This window comes from Nitrobacter winogradskyi Nb-255 (assembly GCF_000012725.1).
GTDB lineage: Bacteria > Pseudomonadota > Alphaproteobacteria > Rhizobiales > Xanthobacteraceae > Nitrobacter > Nitrobacter winogradskyi.
On sequence record NC_007406.1, the window covers coordinates 2,028,460 to 2,053,304 of the forward strand.

Here is a 24,845-nt window from a genome sequence, read left to right on the forward strand (position 1 = left end):
CCATCCGTCGCAGTTGGCGCCGTGGTCACGTTCAGAACGTGGTTCCACCGCCAAACCTGAACTCCTGCACCCGGTCGAACCTGCCCTTCGTGATCGGCACCGCATAGTCGAAGCGAAGCGGTCCGAACGGCGACTGCCAGATCAGGCCGACGCCGACCGAGCTTCGGATCACATTGGTGTCGTCGTACTGAAGGCCGGCGCAGGTGCCCGGATTGGCGTTCGACGTACTTGGCGAACATCCCGGCGCATTGAATTCATTGGTCAGCGCGTACGACGTCGGCCCCTGATAACCCCAGAGCGAACCGGCATCCGCATAAACGGCGCCCTTCAAGCCCACTTCCTTGGGCATGAACCAGAACGGCATCTGCAACTCGACCGACGCCCCCCAGTACTTGGTGCCGCCCAGGGCATCCATCGTGCTCAGATAATTGACATCGCGCGGACCGATGCCGTACGGCGCGAAGCCGCGCACCAGATTCGGCCCCATCTGGAAGTTATCCAGCATGCGGATTCCGTTCTGTCCGGCATAGGCGCCGACATTGTTCAGGATACCGCCTTGCAGATGGATCAGGCCGACGATGTCGGAGACCAGCGGCTGATAATACTTCGCGTCGAGCGCCGTCTTCAGGTATTTGACGTCGCCGCCGATACCGGCGAAATCCTGCCTGAAGTCGATCAGCAGGCCAGCGGTGGGGTTCTTGTTGTTATCGAGGGTATTGTAGGTCAGGGTATAGCCGAGCATCGACGTCAGCGTCCGCCCGCGCTCCAGCTCCTGACGGATCGGCAGCGACGCCTCGCCATCGGAATAGCAGCCCATATTGACTCCATCCCATACGCCCATGGCATTCATGAACGCCGGTGAGGGATTGTACGGCAAGCCATTGGTGAGACTGTTGTTACAATTCCGCAGAGCGCTTGGCAGACCGATCTCCTGCTGGAAGATCGAATAACGCAGTTGCAACGTCAGATCCTCACGCAGGCCGAGACCGAGCCGCGGACTGAATCCGAGCGTCTTCATGTTGTAGGAAATCCACTGATTGGAGAGCTGTTCGCGCTGGTAAAGATCGAGCCCGAGCGCGACGCGGTAATCCAGCAGGAACGGCTCGACAAACGACAGCGAGTAACCCCTCGACCATTGCCCGTACTGAACCGAAGCCTTCGCATACAGACCACGGCCGAGCAGGTTGCGCTCGGAGACACTGACTTCCGCAAGTGCGCCCTGGGTGGTGGAGAAACCGCCGGACACCGAGAAATCGCCGGTCGACTTGTCTTCGACCTCGACGTCGAGAATCACGCGATCGCTGGATGAGCCGGGTTCGGTCGTGATCTTGACCGTCTTGAAGAAATCGAGGTTCTTCAGGCGGCGCTCCGCACGATCCACCAGCGACCGGTTGTAGGCATCGCCTTCCGAAAGGTCGAACTCGCGCCGGATCACATAGTCCCGCGTCCGTGTGTTACCTCTGATGTTGATGCGCTCGATATAGGTCCTCGGCCCCTCGTCGATCGCGAACACGATCGAGACGGTGTGCGCATCGAAGTTGCGATCACCGCGCGGACGCACGACAGCAAAAGCATATCCGCGACGCGACGCCTCGACCTGCATTTCCTCGACGGACTTCTCGAGCGCTTCAGCGTTGTAGAGCGACCCGACGTGGACATGCGAAAAGCTGCGCAGTGAGTTTCCATCGAACGTCGGAATCGACGACTCGATCGCCACAGATCCAACGCGGTACTGCTGACCTTCCTCGATCTTGAAGGTCACAAGAAATCCGTGGCGTCCCGGATCGTACTCGGTCAGAGCGGCAATGATCTGAACATCGGCATAGCCGTTCTTCAGGTAAAAGCGACGCAGCAAATCACGATCAGCCTCGACGCGGTCGGGATCATACACATCCCCTCCACCGAGAAAGCTGAGGAAATTCGATTCGTGGGTCTTGATGACGTCCTTCAGACGGTAGGACGAAAAGGCCTGGTTGCCGATAAACTCGATCGAAGCGACGCCGGTCTTGTCCCCCTCGACGATCGAAAAAATGAGATCGACGCGGTTGTTCGGCTGTTCGATGAACTCGGGGGTGACGCGCACGTCGTAGCGGCCGGATCGGCGATAGATCTCGACGATTCGCTGGACGTCGGACTGGACCATCGGCCGGGAAAACGTGCCGCGCGGCTTGGACTGGATCTCCGTCTTCAACTGATCGTCCTTGACCTTTTTGTTGCCCTCGAAGGCAACCCGGCCGATCACCGGATTCTCGATGACCGAGACCACCAGTCCACTTCCCGCCCGGTCGATTCTGACGTCCTGAAACAGGCCGGTCTCGATCAGCGCCTTCAAGGCGTCGTCAATGCTGGCCTGGTCAAGGCGCCCGCTGGCGTCCGGCTTGAAATAGGAGCGGATCGTCTCCAGCTCGACGCGGCGGTTCCCCTGAACGGAGATCGACGACAGCGTCTGCGCGGCGGCGGGGGACGATATCAGGGGAACGGTCACAGCAACGGCGGCCGGCACGGCAATGGCGATCAGGGCGGAGAGCAATATCCCCCTTAAAACCCGCATTCCAACATTCATGCGCAACGCGCCCTTATCAATTCTGACGCCGCCTGTTCCCCACAGACGGCAGATTCTCATTACGCGCTGCTTGTAGCCAATTTTCTCGCAGTCGCAAACGGCCTTTAGCAGTATAATTCTAATTTAATTCCAAGACGTTGCCCATTAGACACGCTCATCACGACGACTCTCGGTTCACGGTCCGGTGGAAATCGAATGTGATCGGTTCCAGGAAATTCCCGCCAGCCCGCGAGCCAAAGCCGCCAGCGATTCTTCCTGATTCCGGTCCGCAGGCATACGACTCACGATCGAGCCAGATGCAGAATATCGTTGTAGGTGGCGAAAACCATCAACATCAGCACCAGACCCAGCCCGATTCGGAACCCCACTTCCTGAGCACGCTCGGATATCGGACGGCCTCGCACAGCTTCCGCCGCATAGAACAAAAGGTGGCCACCATCCAGCAACGGAACCGGAAACAGGTTCAACAGTCCGATCGACACGGACAGAACGGCGGCAAGATGGATTAAGGCGGCAGGGCCGATCGTGGCCACCTGCCCGGAGATCTGGGCGATTCGAAGCGGCCCGCCGACCTGGTCGGCCGCCTCGCGCCCGGAGAAGATCCCGCCGATATAAGCCATCGTGCGATCGATAACGAACCAGGTTTCCTCGACTCCCATCCAGAGCGCCGTCACAGGGTTCACGTATTCCGTGGTGACGTCTCCTGGCGAGGTCGCGCGCGTAATCCCGAGAACGCCGATCCGGTGCGTGTTTCCGAACCGGTCCTTGATCTCCTTGAGTTCCGGCACGCCTTTCAGATCAACGATCGAATCGCCACGCTTCACGGCGAATGTCAGCGTCTCGCCGGCCTTGGTGCCGACGATCCGCTGCATGTCGGAAAAGCTGTCGATCCTGCCGCCGTTAATAGCGGTCACGATATCGCCAGCCTTGAAACCAGCCGCTTCGGCGGCGCTGCCGGCCTGCACCCCGTCAACCCGCGCCGTCGTGCTGGGCTTGCCGAGAAACATGAACAAGCTGGCGAAAATAACGATCGCAAGGATGAAGTTGGCGATGGGTCCAGCGGCAACGATCGCGGCGCGCCGGCCAACAGACTTATGATGAAAGCTGCTCCCACGCTCTTCCGCCGTCATGGAGGCAAGGGTTGAGCTCGATGGCGTGCTGGCCTCGGAGTCATCGCCAAAAAACTTGACGTATCCGCCGAGGGGAATGGCGGAGAGCTTCCAGCGCGTCCCGTGCCTGTCGTTGAAGCCCGCCAGTTCGGGGCCAAAGCCCACGGAGAACGTCAGCACCTTCACGCCCGCCCAGCGCGCGACGAGGAAGTGGCCAAGCTCGTGAAAGAAAACGACGATGGTGAGGACAAACAGGAACGGAAGGATATAGCCGATCAAGCCGGAGCTTAGCGTACTGAAACTGTTAAGAAAAAAATCGGCCATTCCGCTTCCTTGTGCAGGGCCGAAGGCCCTGTTCCCAACCACGCCTAAAGCATTCTCCGGCTAAGTGGAATCCGGATAGCGTGGAAACGCTCAAACTCAAATCAATAACTTGCGCGTATACGCGCTAGGATGCCTTTGCGGCAATTTGAGGCAAGAGCGATGCGGCCATATTTCGCGCGTTATGGTCAACGGCGATGGCGTCGTCAGCCGATGCCAGCGGCGCGAGATTTCCGGCCCGAACCCAGCCGTTCAGGGTAGCTTCGACCAGGCGGGCGATGGCGCCGAACCTGATCTTCTCGGCGATGAACGCCGCGACGGCAATCTCGTTCGCGGCATTATAGACCGTGGTTGCGCCCTGCCCCGTCCTCAGCGCATCGTAGGCGAGCCGCAAGGCGGGAAACCGCGCGAAATCCGGCGCCTCGAAGGTCAACTGTCCAATACTGACGAGATCGAGCTTCGCCGCCGGCCCCGCGATGCGTTCGGGCCAGCCGAGGCAATGCGCGATCGGCGTCCGCATGTCGGGGGCGCCAAGCTGGGCGACGACGGACCGATCGGAGAACTCGACCATGCCGTGGACGATGGATTGCGGATGCACCAGGACGTCGATCTCCTCGGGCTCAAGCGCAAACAGACAGGCGGCCTCGATAACCTCCAGCCCCTTGTTCATCATCGACGCCGAATCGATGGTGATCTTCCGTCCCATGCTCCAGTTGGGATGCTTCAGCGCCTGCGCCAGCGTCGCATTCTCGATGTCAGCCGCCGCCCAGGTACGAAACGGCCCCCCCGACGCGGTGATGATGACGCGGGTGAGTTCATCGCGATTTCCTGAACTCAGGGCCTGAAACAGGGCATTGTGTTCGGAGTCCGCCGGCAGGACGCAAGCTCCCGCCCTGGCGGCGCGCTGCATGAAAAAATCGCCCGCGCAGACCAGGCACTCCTTGTTCGCAAGCGCGATCGTCGCGCCGCGATCCACCGCCGCAAGCGCGGGCTTCAGTCCGGCGGCGCCGCTCACCGCGGCCATCAGCCAGTCGGCCGGCCGCGAAGCGGCCTCGATGATCGCGCTTTCGCCGACGCCATACTCGATGCCGGTGCCGGCAAGCGCATTTTTCAACTCATCAAAGTACGAAGTATCCGCGAGCGCCACAAATCGCGCGTCAAACTCGCGCGCCAGTTTAACGAGACCCTCAACATTGGAGTTCGCGGTCAGCGCCTCGACCCGGTAGCGGCCGCGCGCCCCGCGCAACAAATCCATCGTGCTGTCGCCGATCGATCCGGTCGCTCCCAGAACCGTCACGGTCCTGACGCCAGCCTCGACCGGCTTGTCGTTCTTCAACGGAACAGCACTCATATTTCACCAAACCATCAAAGCGTGGCCGATGCCATCGGCATCGCCACGGAGAAATCCGAAAAGCGCGGCGAAAACGATCGCCGCGACAAAGCCGTCGAGACGGTCGAGCAAGCCGCCGTGCCCTGGAATGATCTGACTGGAATCCTTGACCCCGAAACGCCTCTTGACCGCCGATTCAAACAGGTCGCCCGATTGCGACACGATGGACAGCAAAGCAGCGAGCAGCATTAATGGAGCCAATCTTCCGAGATCGAAAGCGGCAAAACCCGCGGCGACCGCGAGGCCGCCGGCAAAGCCGCCGACAGCACCTGCCCAGGTTTTCTTGGGACTGACGCGAGGCCACAATTTTGGTCCACCAATTCCACGACCCGCGAAGTATCCCCCGATATCGGCAGCCCACACCACGAACAGCACAAACATCAGCGCGACAAATCCATAGTCGCCATCGAGGCGGACCTGCGCCGATGCAAATGCGGCCGCCGCCGCATAACAGAATCCGGCCACCGACCAAAGGCGCAACCGGCGCGACACCGCAGCCACCGCCACGGCACCGGTCAGAAGCGCGGCCAACGAAAGCGCGCCGTATCCGAACGCCAGGCACAGGCCGGACACGACGAGCGCCGCAATCCCCGCGGCGACCGTCTGCTTTTCCTGCGCGGCGCCGACGATCGTCAGCCATTCGACGTACATGCCAATCCCAGCCAGCATGACGAGCGCGATCCATAACGGTCCGCCGGTCCAGGCGATCGCGATCGCGGCCGGCGCGAGAACCAGCGCCGCCATGATACGCGTCCTGAGATTTTGTGATCCGCTTGCGGCCGCCGGCGCGCGTTGATCCTGATCCAAGCTAATATCCCGAGTCCAAAGTTCGAACGTTCTTAGCTAAAGCGTTTTCGAGCGAAGTGGCATCCGGTTCGCTCGAAAACGCTGTGATTTTGGCCAATGATCTTGATCGGCGCGTTTCATCACGCGACCGGCAACCGCCTTCGTTCGAAAATTGACAGTCATGATCCGGCTTTCGCGGCCAGCCCGCCGAAGCGGCGTTCGCGTCTTGCATATTCGGCGATCGCTCCTTCGAGCGCCGTCCTGTCGAAATCCGGCCAGTGGATCGGGACGAACACAAACTCGCTGTAAGCCGCCTGCCACATCAGGAAATTCGACAGCCGCTGCTCCCCGCTCGTGCGAATGATCAGGTCAGGATCGGGAATGTCCGGGGCGTCGAGATATCGACCCAGCGTATCGGCGTCGATCGTGGCCGGATCGCGCTTACCCTCGGCGACTTCGCGCGCAAGCCGCCGGGCGGCTTTCGCGATTTCTTGTCGCGAACCATAGTTGAACGCAACGACAAGATTAAGCCGGTTGTTGTTCTTCGTCAGTTCCTCGGCCTCGGTCAACAGCGCAGAGATATCCGGCTCCAGCCCGTCGCGCTCGCCGATAACCCGCACGCGCACCCCGTCGCGATGCAGCGTCGCCAGATCATTGCGGACGAACCTCCGCAGCAAGCCGAAGAGATCGCTGATCTCGCTCGGAGGCCGCGACCAGTTCTCGGAACTGAAGGAAAAAATGGTCAGATAAAGGATGTTCAACTCGCCCGCGGCACGGACCACGCGCCTCAACGCCTCGACACCGCGGCGATGGCCTTCCGCGCGCGGCAGTCCTCGAGCGGCCGCCCATCGGCCGTTGCCATCCATGATGATCGCAACATGCAGCGGCGCATCGGCTTGGTCCGATCCCTCGATTGCAGGCGCAACGGCATTCGACATCAGGCCAGTCCAATCCGGCTAAACGGTGAGGATTTCCTTTTCCTTGCCCGCCAGCAACTGATCGATTTCGGAGATGACGCTGTCCGTAGCCTTCTGAACATCGTTCGCCAGGCGCTTCTCGTCGTCCTCGGAAATCTCGTGATTTTTTTCGAGCTTCTTCAGCGTATCCAGTCCATCACGGCGCACATGACGAACCGCCACCTTCGCCGCCTCCGCATATTTGTGTGCGACCTTTACCAATTCCTTGCGCCGCTCTTCGTTAAGTTCGGGAATGCGCAACCGCAATACCTGTCCCTCGGTGGCCGGGCTCAGTCCGAGATTCGAATCGACGATCGCCTTCTCCACCGCCTTGACCATCGACTTATCCCAAACCTGCACCGACAAAAGACGCGGCTCCGGAACGCTGATCGTCGCCACCTGATTCAGTGGCATGTGGCTGCCATAGGCATCGACCTGCACCGGGTCAAGCATCGACGAGGACGCCCGGCCGGTTCGCAATCCCCCCAGTTCATGCTTGAGGGACTGTGTCGCTCCCTGCATTCGTCGCTTCAAGTCGCCAATATCGAAACTTCCCGACACCATGCGCCCTCCATATGGAACTTGCCTGAACTACATCCGATCCGCCGCGACGGATCAACTTGCGACAATCGTCCCGCGGCCGGTCCCCTTCAGGATAGCGCCGATCGAACCCGGTTCGGCGATCGAGAACACAATGATAGGCAGCGCCGTCTCGCGGGCAAGCGCGAAAGCCGTCGCGTCCATGACCTTATAGCCGCCTTCGAGCGCCTGCGAATGACTTAACCGTTCGAACCTTTTCGCTGACGGATCCTTCTTCGGATCGGAACTATAAACGCCATCCACGTTCGTTGCCTTGAGAACGGCCTGCGCGCCGATCTCGGCGGCGCGAAGAACCGCCGTCGTGTCGGTCGTGAAGTAAGGATTACCGGTTCCGCCCGCGAGCAGGACAATGCGGTCCTCTGCGAGATACTTGTGCGCGGCACGGCGGGTGAAAAGCTCACAGACCTCAGGCATTACAAACGAAGAGAGGGCACGCGCCGATTGCCCGCGGCGTTCCAGGGCAGCCTCAAGGGCCAGGCAGTTCATGACGGTGGCAAGCATGCCCATCGTATCGCCGGTCGGACGCGAGACGCCGCGGGATGATACCTCGACACCGCGGAATATGTTTCCGCCGCCGACGACGACCGCGATTTCCACTCCCAGCGCGCGAGCCTCCGCCAGATCGCCGGCGATCCGATCGATCGTCGGCTGATCGATGCCAAAAGGCTGCGAACCCGCCAGATACTCTCCCGACAGCTTGACGACAACACGACGGTAGGCCGGCCGATCCATGATGCGTTCGCTCCGTCGCGAGTCAGATTGTCCCGCCTCAGATCCGGGGTTACCCTTGTCCGGCCGCCGCAGCGACCTCGGCCGCGAAATCGGACTCGGCCTTCTCAATTCCTTCTCCAAGAGCATAGCGCACGAAGCCCGCAATCCTCACGGGCGCGCCAACCCGGCCCTCGGCTTCCTTGAGCGCCTGGCCAACACTTCTCTTGTCGTCGAAAATGAACGGCTGTTCCAGCAGCGTCTGCTCCTTGAAAAAGGTCTTCAGGCCGGACTCGGTGATCTTCTCGATCATCGCCTCCGGCTTGCCCTGCTGCCGGAATTTGTCCGCGAGGACGTCCTTCTCGCGCTTGACGACCTCCGGGTCGACGCCCGAAGGATCGACCGCCACCGGATTAGCGGACGCAATATGCATGGCGACCTGACGGCCAAGCGCCGCGAGCTCGTCGGCATTGCCGGCAGACTCCAGCGCGACGATCACACCCAGCTTGCCCGCACCGTCGATCACGGCATTGTGGACATAGCCCGCGACGATTCCCTTGGGGACCTCCAGCGAATTCGCGCGACGCAACGTCATGTTCTCGCCGATGGTCGCGATCGCATCCGAGATCGTCGTCGCCACAGTGGCGTTGCCAACCTCGGCGGCCTTGATTACCTCGACGTCGGCGCCGACGCTGAGAGCGACCTGAGCCACCATCTTGACCAGTCCCTGAAACTGCTCGTTGCGCGCAACAAAGTCGGTTTCCGAATTGACTTCGACGACGACGCCCTTGTTGCCGCTGGTGACGACGCCGATCAGGCCCTCGGCCGCGACACGCCCCGCCTTCTTGGCGGCTTTGGAAAGTCCCTTCTTGCGCAGCCAGTCAATCGCGGCTTGCATGTCACCGTTGTTTTCGGTCAGCGCCTGCTTGCAATCCATCATGCCGACGCCGGTGATTTCGCGCAGCTCCTTGACCATCGCCGCGGTGATTGTCGCCATTGCTGTATGTCCTTTGCCTGCCGGGAGATGACGGTACGGATTCCCCGGCCGCCGTCACCTCTACCCAGGGATCAATCAGAAAATCGGGCATGACGCGGCCGGCTGCAACACCGCCGCGCCTCACGTTACTCGGCTTCGGCTGTCATCGCCTTGGCCTGAGCGACCCAGCCGTCGGCCCGGCTCGGAAGGCCAACCTCCTCGCCGATCCTGTGCGCGGTATCGTGATCGAGCTCGGCCAACTGCCAATAGTGGAAGATACCGAGATCGTTGAATTTCTTCTCGATCGCCCCGGAGACGCCGGTGAGCTTCTTGAGATCGTCGGCAACGCCTCGCGGACCGGCGAGACCCTGGAAGCCGGCAGGCTGCGCGGCGGCTGGAATCTCTTCCTGCACCGGCTGGACCGAAGCACCCACATCGATGCCGGATTCGCCCTGAGCCCGTGAAATGCCGTCGATCGCCGCGCGGGCAATGAGGTCGCAATACAGGCTGATGGCGCGGCCCGCATCGTCGTTACCGGGCACGATATAGGTGATGCCTTTCGGATCGCAGTTGGTGTCCACGATCGCCGCGACCGGAATGTTCAGCCGCTGGGCTTCCTGGATCGCGATGTCTTCCTTGTTGGTGTCGATCACGAACATCAGATCGGGAAGACCGCCCATGTCCTTGATGCCGCCGAGCGAACGATCAAGCTTGTCGCGCTCGCGTTGAAGCGTCAGCCGCTCCTTCTTGGTGTAGGCATTGGCGTCGCCGGAATTGAGCACCTCGTCGAGATGGCGCAACCGCTTGATCGAACCTGAAATCGTTTTCCAGTTGGTCAGCGTACCGCCCAGCCAGCGCGAATTGACGAAGTACTGCGCCGAGCGCTTCGCGGCATCGGCGACACCATCCTGCGCCTGCCGCTTGGTGCCGACGAACAGGATGCGGCCGCCCCTGGCGACGGTATCGCTGACGGCCTGCAACGCATGGTGCAGCAGCGGCACGGTCTGCGCGAGGTCGATGATGTGGATGTTGTTGCGGGCGCCGAAGATGTACTCCGCCATCTTCGGATTCCAGCGGTGCGATTGGTGGCCGAAATGAACGCCAGCCTCAAGCAGCTGACGCATGGTGAATTCAGGTATCGCCATGGTTCGATTCTCCGGTTGGTTCCTCCGGAAACGTGTGAGCAGGCGAACCGTCAAACCAAAAGGATTGCGGTCCGGCAGCCACCGGACGGCTTTTCAGGCCATGTTTCCGTGTGAGATGGCGGCCTGTATAGCGAGGGTACCCGCCATACGCAAGGCAATCCGATCCCGCCGGGCTGCCCCTCCCGGGCCGGTCAGATAGCCTGAACATCCACGACCCCCGTGACCGCCTTGATCGCGCCGGCAATCTGAGGCGAAACCCGAAAGCGGCCAGGAAGCTTTATTTCCACCTCGGTCTCAAGGTCCAGCATCATCACCAGCGAGACCTCGCCCTCGCCAGCCTGCCTCGATGCGGGAACTTTCGCGGCGCCAGCCGGATCCCCGTTGTCGTTCGCCTGAAGACGCTTTTCGATCGACTCGAGCGGCCTGGAATCGCGCAGGAAAATCCGCAGTCCCTTCTGCGTCTTGGCCGCCGCATCGTCGAGCGGTTCGGCACGGGACACCCGCGCCCGCACCTCCTCTCCCTGCAATTCCGCATCGAGTTGCAACAGCACCGCTGCCCCCGGTTCAAGGACCTCCCGAAACTGCGCGAGACCTTCCGAGAACAGCACCGCCTCGAAATGGCCGCTCGGATCGGACAGGCCGATGATGCCCATCTTGTTACCCGTCTTGGTTCGCCGCTCCATCCGCGAAACCACCGTCGCAGCCACCTTGCCGGCGGTCGCACCTGACTTCACCGCGCGGGAAAATTCGACCCACGACTGGACGCGGAGCCGCTTGAGCGCTGTCGCATAATCGTCGAGCGGATGTCCCGACAGGAAAAATCCGACCGCCTCATATTCGCGCCTCAGCCGATCGGCGGGCAGCCAGGGCTCCGCCCGAGGCAGCATGATGTCTGGCGCGTCCGCCAGACCGCCGAACATGTCATTCTGGCCGATCATCGTCGCCTCGTGGCTGCGCTGGCACGCAGCAAGGATCGCCTCGGCGCCGGCGAACACACGGGCGCGGTTCGGCTCGAGCGCCTCAAACGCTCCGGCGGCCGCGAGACTTTCGATGACGCGCTTGTTGATGGCGCGCGGCGGCACCCTGGCGGCGAAATCCGCCAGCGAAGTGAACATGCCGGCCTTGCGAGCTTCGACGATCTGCTCGACCGCGTGCGCGCCGACCCCTTTCAGCGCGGCCAGCGCATAACAGATGACGCCTTCCTTCACCTCGAAGGTCGCACCGGAGCGATTGATCGACGGCGCTTCGACCTTGATGCCCAGGCGCTGGGCCTCCGCGCGAAACTCCGAAAGCTTGTCGGTGTTGCTCATATCGAGCGTCATCGATGCCGCCAGAAACTCGACGGGAAAGTGCGCTTTCATGTACGCGGTCTGATAGGAGACCAGCGCATAGGCCGCGGCGTGGCTTTTGTTGAAACCGTAATCAGCGAACTTCGCCAGCAGCTCAAAGATCGTTTCCGCCTGGCCTCGGGGAACGCCGTTGTTGACGGAGCCCGCCACGAAGATCGCGCGCTGCTTCTCCATCTCCGAGCGAATCTTCTTACCCATCGCCCGCCGCAGCAGGTCGGCGTCTCCGAGCGAGTAGCCGGCCATGACCTGGGCGATCTGCATCACCTGTTCCTGATAGATGATAACGCCGAAGGTCTCCTTCAGGATCGGCTCGAGCATCGGATGAAGATATTCCGCTTCCTCCTCGCCATGCTTGCGCGCGCAATAGGTCGGAATATTCGCCATCGGCCCCGGTCGATACAGCGCGACCAGCGCGATGATGTCCTCGAATCGGTCCGGACGCATGTCCACCAGCGCCCGTCGCATGCCCTGGCTTTCAACCTGAAACACGCCGACCACGTCGCCCTGGGTCAGCATCTGGTAGCTGGCCGCGTCGTCAAGCGGCAGCGTGGCAAGATCGACGTCGATCCCCCGCTGCTTCAGCAACTTCACCGCGACGTCAAGAACGGTCAGCGTCTTCAGGCCGAGGAAGTCGAACTTCACGAGGCCCGCCGGCTCCACCCACTTCATGTTGAACTGGGTCACCGGCATGTCGGACTTCGGATCGCGATACAGCGGCACGAGTTCGCTCAAGGGCCGATCGCCGATCACGATGCCCGCCGCATGGGTCGAGGCGTGACGCGTCAGGCCTTCGAGGCGCTGGGCGATATCGAACGCGCGCGCCACCACCGGGTCCTCATCACGAAACGCCTGTAGTTTCGGCTCTCCCTCGATGGCCTGCTTCAGCGAGACCGGCGCCGCGGGATTTTGCGGCACCAGCTTGGTCAGCTTGTCCACCTGACCGTAAGGCATCTGCAGGACGCGGCCGACGTCGCGCAGCACGCCCCGCGCCTGCAACGTGCCAAAGGTGATGATCTGCGCGACCTGGTCGCGGCCGTAGCGCTTCTGCACGTAGTCGATGACCTCCCCGCGCCGCTCCTGGCAGAAGTCGATATCGAAGTCCGGCATCGATATCCGTTCGGGATTGAGGAAGCGCTCGAACAGCAGGCCGAAGCGGATCGGATCGAGATCGGTGATCGTGAGCGCATAGGCCACCAATGAGCCGGCGCCGGAGCCCCGCCCCGGCCCAACCGGAATTCCCTTGGACTTGGCGTGCTTGATGAAGTCCGCGACGATGAGGAAGTAGCCCGCGTAATTCATGCGCGTGATGACATCGAGTTCGAAGTCAAGGCGCGCGCTGTAGTCCTGCTCCGTCATTCCGGTCGAGACGCCATGCACCGCCAGCCGCTTCGCAAGTCCCTCCTGCGCCTGTCGCCGCAATTCGGCGGCTTCATCGTTTTTCCCGTCCGCCGCGGCGGCGTCCGAGGCCACCGTAAAGTGCGGAAGGATCGGCTTGCGCGTCCGCGGCCGGAACGCGCAACGTTCCGCGATTTCCATCGTGGACGACAACGCTTCCGGGATGTCAGCAAACAGGACAGCCATTTCCGCGCGGGTCTTGAAGCGGTGATCCGGCGTCAATTGCTCGCGATCGGTCTCCGCAACCAGGCGACCGCCGGCGATGCATAGCAAGGCGTCATGGGCTTCATAATCATCGGAGGTCGCAAAATACGGCTCGTTGGTCGCAACCAGCGGAAGGCCCTTCGCATAGGCGAGGTCGATCAATGCACCTTCGACCCGCCGCTCCTTGTCGAGCCCATGGCGCTGCAACTCCACGTAAAGCCGGTCGCCGAAAATCCCGGCGAGCCGGTCGCAGCGGGCCGTCGCAAGCGCGGGCTGATCGGCGTTGAACGCCTGCGCCACGGGACCCTCGGGCCCTCCGGTCAAGGCGATCAGACCTTCGTTTTCATCCCGTAGCCACTCCCAATTGACGTGAGGGCTGCAATGCTCCGGTGTTTCGAGGAAGGCGCGGGAGTTCAACCGCATCAAGTTACGATAGCCGGCTTCGCGCGTCGCCAGCAGGACGATTCGGGCAGGCGGTAGCGCGTTTCGGGCATTGGCATCCTGATCTGTGAAGTCCACCGCCAGTTCACAGCCGACGATCGGCTGGATGCCAAGGCCTGCGACTTTGTCGGAGAATTCCAGCGCTCCGAACATGTTGTCGGTGTCAGTGAGCGCCAGGGCCGGCTGGTGGTCCGCCCTGGCCAGTTCCGCCAGCTTCTGGATCTTGATCGAGCCCTTCAACAAGGAATAGGCCGAATGGACATGCAGGTGAACGAAACCTGCGGGAGCCGCGAGGGTCTTCTGGGTCATGGTTTAAGGCAATCATCAGCCAGCGTCGGCCAAGGCCGACTCACAAAAGAAGGGTGGGGACTTGCGCCGGGCGAGTCCACGCGAAATCCCCCCACCTACGCGGCTGTTCTCGTTTTCCCCAGCCGCCCGGGTCGCCCGTTTACGAAAGCTGGGGAATAAGCTGCGCCCAGACAGCGACCATTCCGACGAACAGCACGATCGACGCCAGCGCCGACGCCTCCTCGACAAACATTCTCAACATGGCTTCCGCTCCTTCGACTAAAACATAACGAGAATATTGTTCCCTATTTGTTCTTAAGTCAAGGCAAGATGGAGCTGGAAATAATCCCCTTGGTTAATCGCCCTACGAAAGGCCAGTTGGAAAGGCCGAAACGAGATGTTTTCGGGTTTTTCGCAAACACACGGCTGCGGCAGCCGGGACTCACAGGTTTTCTGGTGACCCCTCACCGCAAGAAATGCGACGCGACCTTTCCAAGCATAATCCAATCAGCTTGATCGAATCATGCTTCTAGCGGAGGACGAAGTCGCGTCGGGACATCGCCGGTTCGGCGATCACTTGCGCGGCCGCTTGATCAACTTGTACGACCACCAGGCCGTTGCGTGGTTCCAGCTTTTGATAGGCTGGTTGCAGACCTTACAATCCGCCTGACCCGTATCCTTGAACGGACTGGTATAGACGGTCACGCTGTAGACAGCGCCGCAACCAGGACAGGTATATTCACCGCCGTCGCGGGCTCGTACGCCAGGTTTCAGTTTTTGGGCCATAACGGCCCGATAGCGCCCCCCGGTCCATTCCGCAAGTTGTTTTGTTCGCTTGTCCGAAGGGATCAGGACCAACGGCTCACAAGCGGCGCGCTTGAAAAGAAATGACCCGGCAGAATCCCGCGCAGGCAGCTTGATTCAATCCGGGCGCAGCGCATCCGCCATTTCCCGGATGATCGCTTGCGCGGCAGCTTTTGGATTGTCCGCGGCGTAGATGGGCCTGCCCAACACCAGATAATCCGCTCCGGCGCGCATGGCCTCAAACGGCGTGGCCACCCTTTTCTGGTCATGCCGGGCGCCGCCGCTCGGGCGAATTCCGGGCGACACGATCATCAGTTTGTTGTTCGTGTGCTTGCGAAGCTCGGCGGCTTCCAACGCCGATGCGACGACGCCGTCGACCCCGACCTCGAGCGCCCGCCTGGCGCGTGCAACGACGAGGTCTTCCACGCTGCATTCGAATCCCATCTCCTTGATATCCTCGGCATCCATGCTCGTGAGCACGGTGACGCCAAGTATCTTCATGTCGGAATTCCCGCGACCGGCGACGGCGGCTTTCATGATGCTCGTGACGCCATGCACCGTCAGGAAGGCGATCTTCAATTCCGCCGCCTGGGCGACCGCGCGCTGAACGGTCTCTTCAATGTCGTAATACTTGTAGTCCAGGAATACCCGCTTGCCTTCGGCGATCAGCTCCCTGGCAAACTCGTTTCCGCCGACGAGCTGCAACCCCAAGCCGACCTTGTAGAAAGAGACTCCATCGCCCAGATCCCTGACAAGCTTTCTTGCATCCTCGATATTCCAGTAATCGAGGGCCACGATCAGCTTCTCGCGAGCAAGATCGGAATCATGTGAGCCTGTCATGCGGGCCTTCTCACCACTTGTCACGGAGGTCTTCACGGAATTGTAACTCTCGGCATGAACCTTCTAAAATTAGTATATTTTGCTACAGCAATATGCTCCGTTCAATGATATATTGAACACCAATATGCTACGCGTACCCGCCTTCCTTTACGGCTCTGTGATTTGTGATGCCGACAAACAAAGGCCGAGCGCGTAATCATTACTCGTTTATAAGGAGTGATTTGATGCGTACAACCCTCATCGCTCTCGCTCTAATCTCCTCCTGCGCCGCGGCCAACGCCTCGGACTGGGACCGGCGGCATCCGTTCTGCATGATGCTTTACACACCGGTCGTGCACAATGACTGCAGCTTTGCAACGCTGGAGCAGTGCGTCGCGCGAACAAAAGGCTTGCCCGCCCAATGCGCGAGAAACCCGTACTTCGCCGGCGCAAATGATCGAAAGCGGCTTCATCAGCACAATCTCTAACGTCAAGCGAAAGGCTTTCTAACGTCAAACGAAAGACTTGCGTCGTGGCGTCAGCTTCGTGTCAGTCGAGTTCGACGACGTGACCGTTCTCAAGTGATACTCGCCGATCCATCCGGTCTGCGAGCTCCATGTTATGCGTCGCGATCAGCATTGACACCCGCGTCGCCTTCACAAGCTGCATCAGCGCATTGAACACATGATCCGCCGTTTGGGGATCCAGGTTGCCGGTCGGTTCGTCGGCAAGCAGCACCCGCGGTGCATTGGCGACGGCTCGCGCGATCGCAACCCGCTGCTGCTCACCGCCGGACAGTTCGGCCGGACGATGTGTGACCCGATCCTCAAGGCCGAGATAGGCTAGAATTTCTTGTGCGCGCTTGACCGTCTCCGCGCGCTTAAGTCCACGGATCATCTGCGGCAGCATGACGTTTTCGAGCGCTGTGAATTCCGGAAGAAGGCGGTGCGACTGGTAGACGAACCCGATATCGGTGCGCCTTATCTGCGTGCGCTCCACATCCGAAAGACCGGACGTCGCGATTCCTCCGATGTAGACCTCTCCCGCATCGGGGCTTTCAAGCAGCCCGGCAATATGCAGCAGGGTTGACTTACCCGATCCCGAGGGAGCCACCAGTGCGACGGACTGCCCCGCCCACAAGGCAAGCTTGGTGCTGTCCAGAATCGTCAGCCGTGTTTCACCCTGCGTATACTCCCGCTTGATGTCGTGAAGATAGACAGTCGGCGTTTCCTTCTTCCCCTGCTCCATGTCCATGCTCACTCGTACCGCAAGGCTTCGACGGGATCGAGGCGGGCCGCGCGCCATGACGGATAAAGAGTAGCGAGGAACGACAGCGTCAGCGCCATGATCACGACGGCGCTTGTCTCCCGCGCATCGATCTCGGCGGGCAGCTTGGACAGGAAATAAAGCTCCGGCGAGAACAGTTCGGTGCTGGTGAGCCACGAGAGGAACGCCCGGATCGACTCGATATTGAGGCAGACCACGAGCCCCACGACAAAGCCGGTGAGCGTGCCGACAACGCCGATCGCGGCCCCCGTGATCAGGAAGATACGCATGATCGCCCCCTGCGAAGCTCCCATGGTCCGCAGGATGGCGATATCGCTCCCCTTGTCCTTGACCAGCATGATCAGCCCCGACACGATATTCAGCGCCGCGACGAGGACGATCAGCGTCAGGATCAGGAACATCACATTGCGTTCAACCTGGAGCGCATTGAAGAACGTGGAATTGCGCTGCCGCCAGTCAACCAGAAACACTGGCCGGCCGGCGGCCTCCGTCACCGATTTGCGGAAGTCATCGATCTTGTCAGGATTGTCCGTGTAGACCTCGATCGAGGTGACATCGTTGGCGCGATTGAAATAGGCCTGCGCCTCGGCCAGCGGCATGAATACGAAGGTGGAGTCGTATTCGGACATCCCGATCTCGAACACCGCCGCGATCTTGTACGGCTTGATGCGTGGAGTCGTGCCCATCGGAGTCACGGCCCCGCGCGGCGCGACCAGCGTCACGCTGTCGCCCGCGTGCAGCGAGAGTTGATCGGCCAGGCGCCGGCCGATGGCCACGCCCTGCCCCTCGTCGAAGCCGTCGAGCGTCCCCTGTTTGATGTTCCTGGCGATGGAGGTGAGATTGTTGAGGTCATCGGCCCTGATGCCCCGGACAAAAACACCAGCGGCATTATAGGGCGAAGAGCCGAGCGCCTGACCGTCGACGACAGGCGCGGCAAGCCGTATCCCCTTCACCTGGCTGACGCGTTCCGCGACCTCCTTCCAGTCGGTGAGCGGCGACTCCAGCGGCTGAACCAGGAGATGCCCGTTCAGGCCAAGGATCTTGCTGAGCAGTTCGGTACGAAACCCATTCATGACGGCCATCACGATGATCAGCGTGGCCACGCCGAGCATGATGCCGAGGAACGAGAATCCGGCAATGACGGAGATGAACCCTTCCTTCCGCCGTGCTCGCAGATAGCGTCCGGACAGCATCCACTCGAAGGCAGCGAAAGGCTTGGTCCGGAGCGGCTCGTTCATGGTCTCATCCATCGTTCGATAATCCCATGATTCGGACCAATTGTGGCCGGAATGGCATTGAGAAACGCGCGCGGTGGATAATCGCTACGCCATCAGCCGCGCAACAGCATCCTCCAGCGCGACATTCTCACGTGATCCGTCGCCGCGCCGCTTGATCTCGACCTTGCCTTCGGCGAGTCCTTTCGGGCCCACCATTACCTGCCAGGGACTCCCGATCAAGTCGGCGGTTGCGAACTTCGCGCCGGCCCGCTGGTCGGTGTCATCGTAAAGCACATCGACGCCCCTGGCGGACAGTTCGCGGTAAATCCGCTCACATGCCTCATCGGTATCACTGGCGCCTTGTTTCAGATTCAGGATCGCGACCGTGAATGGCGCCACCGCCTCCGGCCATTTGATGCCCGCCTCATCATGGCACGCCTCGATGATCGCGCCGACCAGTCGAGAGACCCCTACGCCGTAGGAGCCGCCGTGGATCGGCTGCTCGACGCCGTCGGTGCCGGTCACCAGCGCCTTCATCGACTCGGAATACTTGGTGCCGAAATAAAAGATCTGGCCGACCTCGATGCCGCGCGTATGAACGCGCCTTTCTTCCGGAACCTCGCGCTCATAGCGCGGCCCGTCATGCACGTCCTCCGTCGCGGCATAGGCTGTAGTCCATTGCCTGACGATCGGCGTCAGATCGCCGTCGTAATCCACTTCCGTGCCGGGTATGGGAAGATCAAGAACATCCTTGTCGATATAGACGCCCGACTCGCCCGTCTCGGCGAGGACGATGAATTCATGGCTGAGATCGCCGCCGATCGGGCCGGTTTCCGCCCGCATCGGAATCGCCTTTAAGCCCATGCGCGCGAACGTGCGCAGGTAGGCGACGAACATCCTGTTGTAGGAGCGCCGAGCGCCGGCTTCATCGATATCGAAGGAATAAGCATCCTTCATGAGGAATTCGCGACCGCGCATGACGCCGAAACGGGGGCGCTGCTCGTCGCGGAACTTCCACTGGATATGATAGAGGTTGAGCGGCAGGCTCTTGTAGGAGCGGATATAGCCGCGGAAGATTTCAGTGATCATCTCCTCGTTGGTCGGCCCATACAGCAGTTCGCGCTTGTGGCGATCCTGAATCCGCAACATCTCCGGCCCATAGGCATCGTAACGCCCGCTCTCGCGCCAGAGGTCCGCGAGTTGCAGCGTCGGCATCAGCAGTTCGATGGCGCCGGCGCGGTTCTGCTCCTCGCGCACGATGGCCTCGATCTTCTTCAGCACCCGAAGACCCAGTGGAAGCCAGGCATAGATGCCGGCCGCCTCCTGACGTATCATGCCCGCCCGCAGCATCAGCCGGTGCGAGACGATCTCGGCCTCCTTCGGAGTCTCTTTCAGAATCGGCAAGAAAAACCGCGACAGTCGCATGAGCAGGCCTGGAATCGCTTGGGGATCGGATGCCGGCAGTGAAACCGGATCGGCCGGCAAAATACAAGGTCCGCGGGACGACAAGCCACGCGAAAACAGCCGAATTTCACGCGCCTGAAACATTTCAGGCACGTGAAGCGCGGTAGCACCTATAGCATTTTCGAGCGAAGCCTCGAGCCTGACCCGAGAATGAAATCCGGTTCGCTCGAAAACGCTTTGGAGCATGATCCGATCAAGTTGAATCGGACCATGCTCTAGAAATGATTATCTGGTCGCATTTTCTTGCGGCGAACCGGTATCCACTTCGCCGGAAAATGCTCTGACCGCCCAAGTTTAACTATCGACCTGAATCTCCGCCCCGGCGTCAAACCGGGCAGAATCGGGAGCGATATATCGGCGGAGTCTCAGGGTTTGGCCTTCAGCCGGACCACCGGCGCAGGCGCGCGCGGTTTGTCAGCCTGCCCCGCTTGCGGGATTTCGGTCCAGCGTTGACTCCCCTGCTCGCACTCCTGTTCGGCGGGGAAATAAAGGCTCTGTCCCGCCTTGTCCGGAAGTCGAACCACCAGGCCGAACGTATCATAGAGGTTGTCCGGCAACGGACCACCTCGCCAGATAACCTCCTCCACGACATCCGTGACGGTTTTTCCGTGCGGCCCCTGCACCGGCGCCTCGAGTTTCCTGCTCTTGATATCGACATTCCAGCCCGGCTTCATCTGCGGCTTCACCGACAGGATGCCTTCCGGCAGCCTGATCCGCAGCACCGTGGTCGCGCTGCCATTGCAGCCGTGCGGCACGGTGAAGGTGAGACGCGCGTAGCTGTCCGCGGGCGCATCCGCGGGCTGGACCGTGACATGCGCCAGCGCCGCCTCCCATGAGGCCACCACGGCAGCCGCCGCGATGGCCGAACCGATCCACGATCCCGAGACGCGCATCATTTCCGGCTTCCATCATGTGAGTGATCCGGCGGGTTCTTCATCGCTCCGCCTGACGCGCCGGGCGCTCGCGTACCCATGCCTTCCACATCGAGCGTGACCGCGACGTCACCGGCCTTTTCGAACTTAAGCGTGATCGGCACCTTCTCGCCCTTTTTGAAGGGATGCTTGAGATCGAGTAGCATCAGGTGATAGCCGCCCGGCTCCAGCTTGACCGTCTTGCCCGGCTCGACGGCGAGACCACCCTCGACCTGATTCATTTTCATAACGCCGTTGTTCATGCTCATTTCATGAACCTCGAGCCTACCGGCGGCATCGGTCGATCCGCCGACAAGCTTATCAGCGACCCCGCCTTTATTCTCGATGGTGACGTATCCGACAGCGACCTTGGCGCCGCCCGCCGTGGCGCGGGTCCAGGGCAGGGAAACGACCAGATCGCCCGCGCTGACGGATTCGGCGTGAACCGGCGTCACCAGACCAAGCGTCGCAACGGCCACCGCGCCGATCATGCCGCGGGATGTCAACCATGATTTCATGACATGCTCCTTTTGGTTCTGTCTGCCCTCACCATCGCACCTTGAATCCAGCATAGACCGCACGTCCGAATCCGGGTTCAAACAATGGTGAATTGGCGTTGGCGCGGTCAAGGATCGAGGCGGAAGCGATGTAAGCCTTGTTGCCGATATTGCGAGCCTCAATGTAGCCGGAATATCTGCCGCCGTCGTCAAAACCGGCCTTCATTCCATAGATCGCGTAGGCGTCCGTGCTCAGCGTATTGGCGCTGTCCGCATAATAGCCCTGCGGCACCCACTCGATATTCGGGCCGGCATAGAACCCGTTGGGATGCTTGTAGAGCAGTTCGCCCCGGACGTAGTGGCGCGGCGCCCCGGGCAGCAGATTGTTGCCGAACACCGGATCATTGACGAAGCGGAAATCGTTGAAAGTATAGGCAACGTTGAGCCAGAGCCGGTCTGGCCGATCGCCGCGCTCGAACAAATTACGAAAGATCGCGGCGCCCGCGCCGGCCTCGATGCCCTGATGCATCGTGCGATCGGCGTTGGTGACGTTGCAGTTACCAAACGCGCTGAACAGGCACAGCAGTTCGTTTTCGATCTGCGCCCGATAGTATGTCAGTTCCCAGGTGGCGTCAGGCCGCCGGGCGCGCGTGCCGATCTCATAGGTCGTCGCGCGCTGCGGCCGAATGCTGGTGAAAGGGATATTGGGAATGCCGGGGCCATTGGCGCTCTCACCGTAGCTCGGCACCTCCGCGCTTCGTGACACGTTGGCGAAAGCCTGCCAGGTCGGATCGATCTGCCACAACAATCCGCCCTTTGGACTCCACAGACTGAACTCCGTCCGGCCCGACTGATCGCCGTCGCTCAGGAAGCGATCCTGCCTGTCGCGCGTCGCGTACAGAAATTGCGTGCCGGCGATCGCGGCGACGTTCGGCAGGAAATAGAACGAATCCTCGATGTAAACCGAGGTGTTCCTCGAACGGTCAATCGACGACGACAGCAGCGCGCCCTTCTGCCCGGCGAGATTGGCGAATTGCTGATTGTCGATCCGTCCATTGAGCACATTGACGCCTGCCACCAGCCGATTGCGGTAGCCGCCGATCACGCGGTCATCGACCGCCCGCACAAACGCGCCGTAATCCTTGTAGTGATAGTCAAGCCATTGGAAGATCGGATGCATCAGATGGCGATCGGTTCCGAAGAGGCCGAATTCCACCGTCGTGTCATCGAACCGCATCGTGGTCTTGTTGCCTATGCGCACGGTGTCGATATTGCGCTGCCAGTCGCCAGCTACATTGTTCACGTAAGCAGTTTGAGGAGACGTCAGCGCGGAGAATTTGCTGACGGCGCCCGGGATCCGTTGCCGGACATGATTGGCGTTGAGATAGAACCGCGTCTCGAAGTCCGGCGAAAACTGATAGCCGATGTTACCGCTCAGGCGGGTCGACTGGCCGGAACTGTGGTCGCGAAACCCGTCGCTGCGCTGCGTCGATGCGGTGACGAAACCGTCCCACGGGCCGTTGCTGCCTCCGGTATTGGCCTGTAGCCGCCGGAAGCCGAACGCACCGGCATCGACGCTGACGCCGTTGATGAAGGGATCGCGGCCGGACGGCGTCACGAAATTGATGGCGCCGCCGAGCGAATTGGCCCCGAGGCGGAGCGCATTGCCGCCCTTGAAGACCTCGACATACTTGTAGGCGGTCGGATCGATCTCCTGAAAATCACCGTAGCCGTCGGCCGTGCTGATCGGGATCCCGTCCATATAGAGTTGCACGCCGCGCAGGTGGAAATTGCGCGACAGGCCCGAGCCGCGGATCGACAGCCGGGTATCGTCGCCCCATTTCGGCTGTGCGAACACGCCAGGCACATAATCCAGCACATCCTTGATGGTGTTTGAGACCGTCGAATTCCTGTAGGCGTCGGCCGTCACCAGCGCGACGCCTCCTGGCGTCTGCTGGATCTCCTGCAACGCCTGCTGCGCGGTGGCGACCGTCAACGATCCGGGGACGGCCGCCGGAGCAGCGGCCTGCGATGGCACGCGTGCCTGGCGCGCGACCGGAACCGGCCGCGGCGCGCTTCGTACCGCCTGCCTCGACTGAAGCCGATGCGGTGTCGGCGCCGTTATCATCACTGGTGGCAGCGCGGTTCCGGGCACCGACTGCGCGAAAACGTCATAAGGTAATAGAACCGCAACTGTAGCCGCGAGCGCACCATAAAGCGCGCTACCGCCACCGCGGGTGAGGTGATTAAACATGATGGTTGCACTATCCTGATGCCGGACAATCGCCCGGAGCGTTCGAACGGATTCGGATCGCTGCGAAATCTCAGCGATCGCTCAAAATCTGCTGAATCAGGAAATGCCGGGAGGACCGCGCGCCTGCGCGTTGGAGCCGACCGCTAGTGGCGGCAGGATGAAGGTGAGATCACGCCAGCGGACCGCTTTGGTATCCCGCTCGACGTCGACAATGGAGGCTTGCGGATCAGCCGTCGGGGTCGCGCTAGCGCCGACACAGCATAAAGTACAGCAGGCTCGACTTGCCTCCTGATGGTCTGCCTGCTGCGAAACACTGTCATCGGCGGCGTGGGTGCATATGACGCCCGCCGCGGGATCACCAACGGTGTCGCTCAGCGCGCGGCAAGCAGCGATTGGCGCAAAGATCTGCACCAGCATCGCAAGCATGACGATCGGAAGAAGCCTTCCCAGCCGCCGACGCATTTCCCCCAGCCTTTCGCGCTGAGAGCTATCATGGCGGAAGTGGGGTGTCGAGCCGTCATTCCCGGCGGTTTGCCTAGCCTTCGAGCGAACCAGAGCCCTTCCGCTTCTGATAGAAGCAGAAGCGGGCTCTATGATTTTGATTTAACGCGTTTTCTTCACGCGAACCGGATTCTATCCTTAGGGCTCAAGCCCGAGGACATGCTTCGCTTGAAAACGCTTTAGCCCGAAGCGCCCATCAACCGCGACAGCCGCTCCACATTCAGCAGGCCTGAATAATACGCCAAGGCCGCGACGCCATAGATCACCGACGAAACAATCGTTGTCCAGATCACCTTGCGGCGCATCAAGGCCTTCACCGGAGCTCCCGGATCAGTGCCCGCGATGAGTTCGCCATCTTCATGCTGGCTTCGCACGCCGAACGGCAGCATCAGAAACAGCGTGATCCACCAGAAGATAAAATAGACGGCAAGACCGGAGAAAATTTTTGAAGCCATCAGGATTGCTCGATCTCGACAAGCGCGCCGGAAAAGTCTTTCGGATGGAAGAAAAGCACCGGCTTGCCGTGCGCGCCAATCTTCGGCTCGCCGTCACCAAGAACGCGCGCACCCTCTGCAATCAGAATATCACGAGTCGCGACGATGTCAGGAACCTCATAGCAGACATGGTGAATACCGCCATCGGCATTGCGCTCGACAAACTTCGCGATCGGAGATGTCTCGCCGAGCGGCTGAATAAACTCGATCTTCGTATTCGGCAGAATCGCAAACACGGTGATCACCCCATGTTCGGGCAACGGCAGGGGGGCTGAAATCTCCGCGCCGAAGGCGGCGCCGTAGATCTTCGCCGCCTTTTCGGCATCCCTGACGGCGATAGCCACATGATTGAGTCGACCCAGCATG

The 24,845-nt window shown here is 61.0% G+C and carries 21 protein-coding genes; 1 reads left to right on the forward strand and 20 read right to left on the reverse strand.

Annotated elements, in window-relative coordinates:
- Nucleotides 1-31: 31 nt before the first annotated feature.
- The 11 genes from bamA to pyrF form a co-directional block, all read right to left on the reverse strand.
- Nucleotides 32-2,563 (reverse strand): outer membrane protein assembly factor BamA, encoded by a 2,532-nt coding sequence (gene bamA / locus NWI_RS09655; protein WP_011315107.1) that lies wholly within the window; start codon nt 2,561-2,563, stop codon nt 32-34.
- A gap of 281 nt (nt 2,564-2,844) precedes the next feature.
- Complete coding sequence (locus NWI_RS09660) at nt 2,845-3,996, reverse strand: M50 family metallopeptidase (RefSeq protein WP_011315108.1); 1,152 nt, start codon at nt 3,994-3,996, stop codon at nt 2,845-2,847.
- Between the two features lie 124 nt (nt 3,997-4,120).
- On the reverse strand, nt 4,121-5,344 hold the full coding sequence (dxr, locus tag NWI_RS09665) for a 1-deoxy-D-xylulose-5-phosphate reductoisomerase (RefSeq protein ID WP_011315109.1): 1,224 nt from the start codon (nt 5,342-5,344) through the stop codon (nt 4,121-4,123).
- 3 nt (nt 5,345-5,347) lie between these two features.
- The gene (locus tag NWI_RS09670; RefSeq protein ID WP_011315110.1) at nt 5,348-6,190 is read right to left on the reverse strand and encodes a phosphatidate cytidylyltransferase; all 843 of its coding nucleotides are present in this window, start codon (nt 6,188-6,190) and stop codon (nt 5,348-5,350) included.
- A 158-nt stretch (nt 6,191-6,348) separates the two neighbouring features.
- Nucleotides 6,349-7,107, reverse strand: a complete 759-nt coding sequence (locus NWI_RS09675) for an isoprenyl transferase (RefSeq protein WP_011315111.1) — start codon at nt 7,105-7,107, stop codon at nt 6,349-6,351.
- Nucleotides 7,108-7,125: 18 nt separating this feature from the next.
- Nucleotides 7,126-7,689 (reverse strand): ribosome recycling factor, encoded by a 564-nt coding sequence (frr, locus tag NWI_RS09680; protein ID WP_011315112.1) that lies wholly within the window; start codon nt 7,687-7,689, stop codon nt 7,126-7,128.
- A 51-nt stretch (nt 7,690-7,740) separates the two neighbouring features.
- Entirely contained in the window at nt 7,741-8,457 is a 717-nt protein-coding gene (gene pyrH / locus NWI_RS09685) for a UMP kinase (RefSeq protein ID WP_011315113.1), read from the reverse strand.
- Nucleotides 8,458-8,506: 49 nt separating this feature from the next.
- Complete coding sequence (gene tsf, locus NWI_RS09690) at nt 8,507-9,430, reverse strand: translation elongation factor Ts (protein WP_011315114.1); 924 nt, start codon at nt 9,428-9,430, stop codon at nt 8,507-8,509.
- Between the two features lie 125 nt (nt 9,431-9,555).
- A complete protein-coding gene (locus NWI_RS09695; RefSeq protein WP_011315115.1) occupies nt 9,556-10,554 on the reverse strand; it encodes a 30S ribosomal protein S2 in 999 nt (332 codons plus the stop codon).
- Nucleotides 10,555-10,745: 191 nt separating this feature from the next.
- Nucleotides 10,746-14,252, reverse strand: a complete 3,507-nt coding sequence (dnaE, locus tag NWI_RS09700) for a DNA polymerase III subunit alpha (protein WP_011315116.1) — start codon at nt 14,250-14,252, stop codon at nt 10,746-10,748.
- Nucleotides 14,253-15,152: 900 nt separating this feature from the next.
- Complete coding sequence (gene pyrF, locus NWI_RS09705; protein ID WP_011315118.1) at nt 15,153-15,875, reverse strand: orotidine-5'-phosphate decarboxylase; 723 nt, start codon at nt 15,873-15,875, stop codon at nt 15,153-15,155.
- Between the two features lie 224 nt (nt 15,876-16,099).
- Here pyrF and NWI_RS18595 point away from each other — a divergent pair, with 224 nt between their 5' ends.
- Complete coding sequence (locus NWI_RS18595) at nt 16,100-16,342, forward strand: DUF3551 domain-containing protein (protein ID WP_049750576.1); 243 nt, start codon at nt 16,100-16,102, stop codon at nt 16,340-16,342.
- Between the two features lie 61 nt (nt 16,343-16,403).
- On the opposite strand, the gene NWI_RS09715 is transcribed toward NWI_RS18595, so the two are convergent.
- The 9 genes from NWI_RS09715 to mce form a co-directional block, all read right to left on the reverse strand.
- Nucleotides 16,404-17,102: an ABC transporter ATP-binding protein gene (locus tag NWI_RS09715; protein ID WP_011315119.1), complete on the reverse strand. Its 699-nt coding sequence runs from the start codon at nt 17,100-17,102 to the stop codon at nt 16,404-16,406.
- An 8-nt stretch (nt 17,103-17,110) separates the two neighbouring features.
- Nucleotides 17,111-18,391 (reverse strand): lipoprotein-releasing ABC transporter permease subunit, encoded by a 1,281-nt coding sequence (locus NWI_RS09720; RefSeq protein ID WP_011315120.1) that lies wholly within the window; start codon nt 18,389-18,391, stop codon nt 17,111-17,113.
- A 72-nt stretch (nt 18,392-18,463) separates the two neighbouring features.
- Entirely contained in the window at nt 18,464-19,783 is a 1,320-nt protein-coding gene (proS, locus tag NWI_RS09725; protein ID WP_011315121.1) for a proline--tRNA ligase, read from the reverse strand.
- A gap of 404 nt (nt 19,784-20,187) precedes the next feature.
- On the reverse strand, nt 20,188-20,718 hold the full coding sequence (locus tag NWI_RS09730; protein WP_011315122.1) for a YcnI family copper-binding membrane protein: 531 nt from the start codon (nt 20,716-20,718) through the stop codon (nt 20,188-20,190).
- Nucleotides 20,715-21,251, reverse strand: a complete 537-nt coding sequence (locus tag NWI_RS09735) for a copper chaperone PCu(A)C (RefSeq protein ID WP_011315123.1) — start codon at nt 21,249-21,251, stop codon at nt 20,715-20,717. The genes NWI_RS09730 and NWI_RS09735 overlap by 4 nt, the downstream gene beginning before the upstream one ends.
- Before the next feature lie 28 nt (nt 21,252-21,279).
- Nucleotides 21,280-23,484: a TonB-dependent receptor domain-containing protein gene (locus NWI_RS09740; protein WP_011315124.1), complete on the reverse strand. Its 2,205-nt coding sequence runs from the start codon at nt 23,482-23,484 to the stop codon at nt 21,280-21,282.
- Nucleotides 23,485-23,580: 96 nt separating this feature from the next.
- Entirely contained in the window at nt 23,581-23,946 is a 366-nt protein-coding gene (locus NWI_RS09745) for a DUF2946 domain-containing protein (protein WP_011315125.1), read from the reverse strand.
- 218 nt (nt 23,947-24,164) lie between these two features.
- Nucleotides 24,165-24,440, reverse strand: coding sequence for a DUF1467 family protein (locus NWI_RS09750; RefSeq protein WP_011315126.1), 276 nt, complete (start codon nt 24,438-24,440; stop codon nt 24,165-24,167).
- A complete protein-coding gene (gene mce, locus NWI_RS09755; protein WP_011315127.1) occupies nt 24,440-24,844 on the reverse strand; it encodes a methylmalonyl-CoA epimerase in 405 nt (134 codons plus the stop codon). Before mce ends, NWI_RS09750 begins: the two co-directional genes overlap by 1 nt.
- Between the last annotated feature and the right edge of the window lies 1 nt (nt 24,845).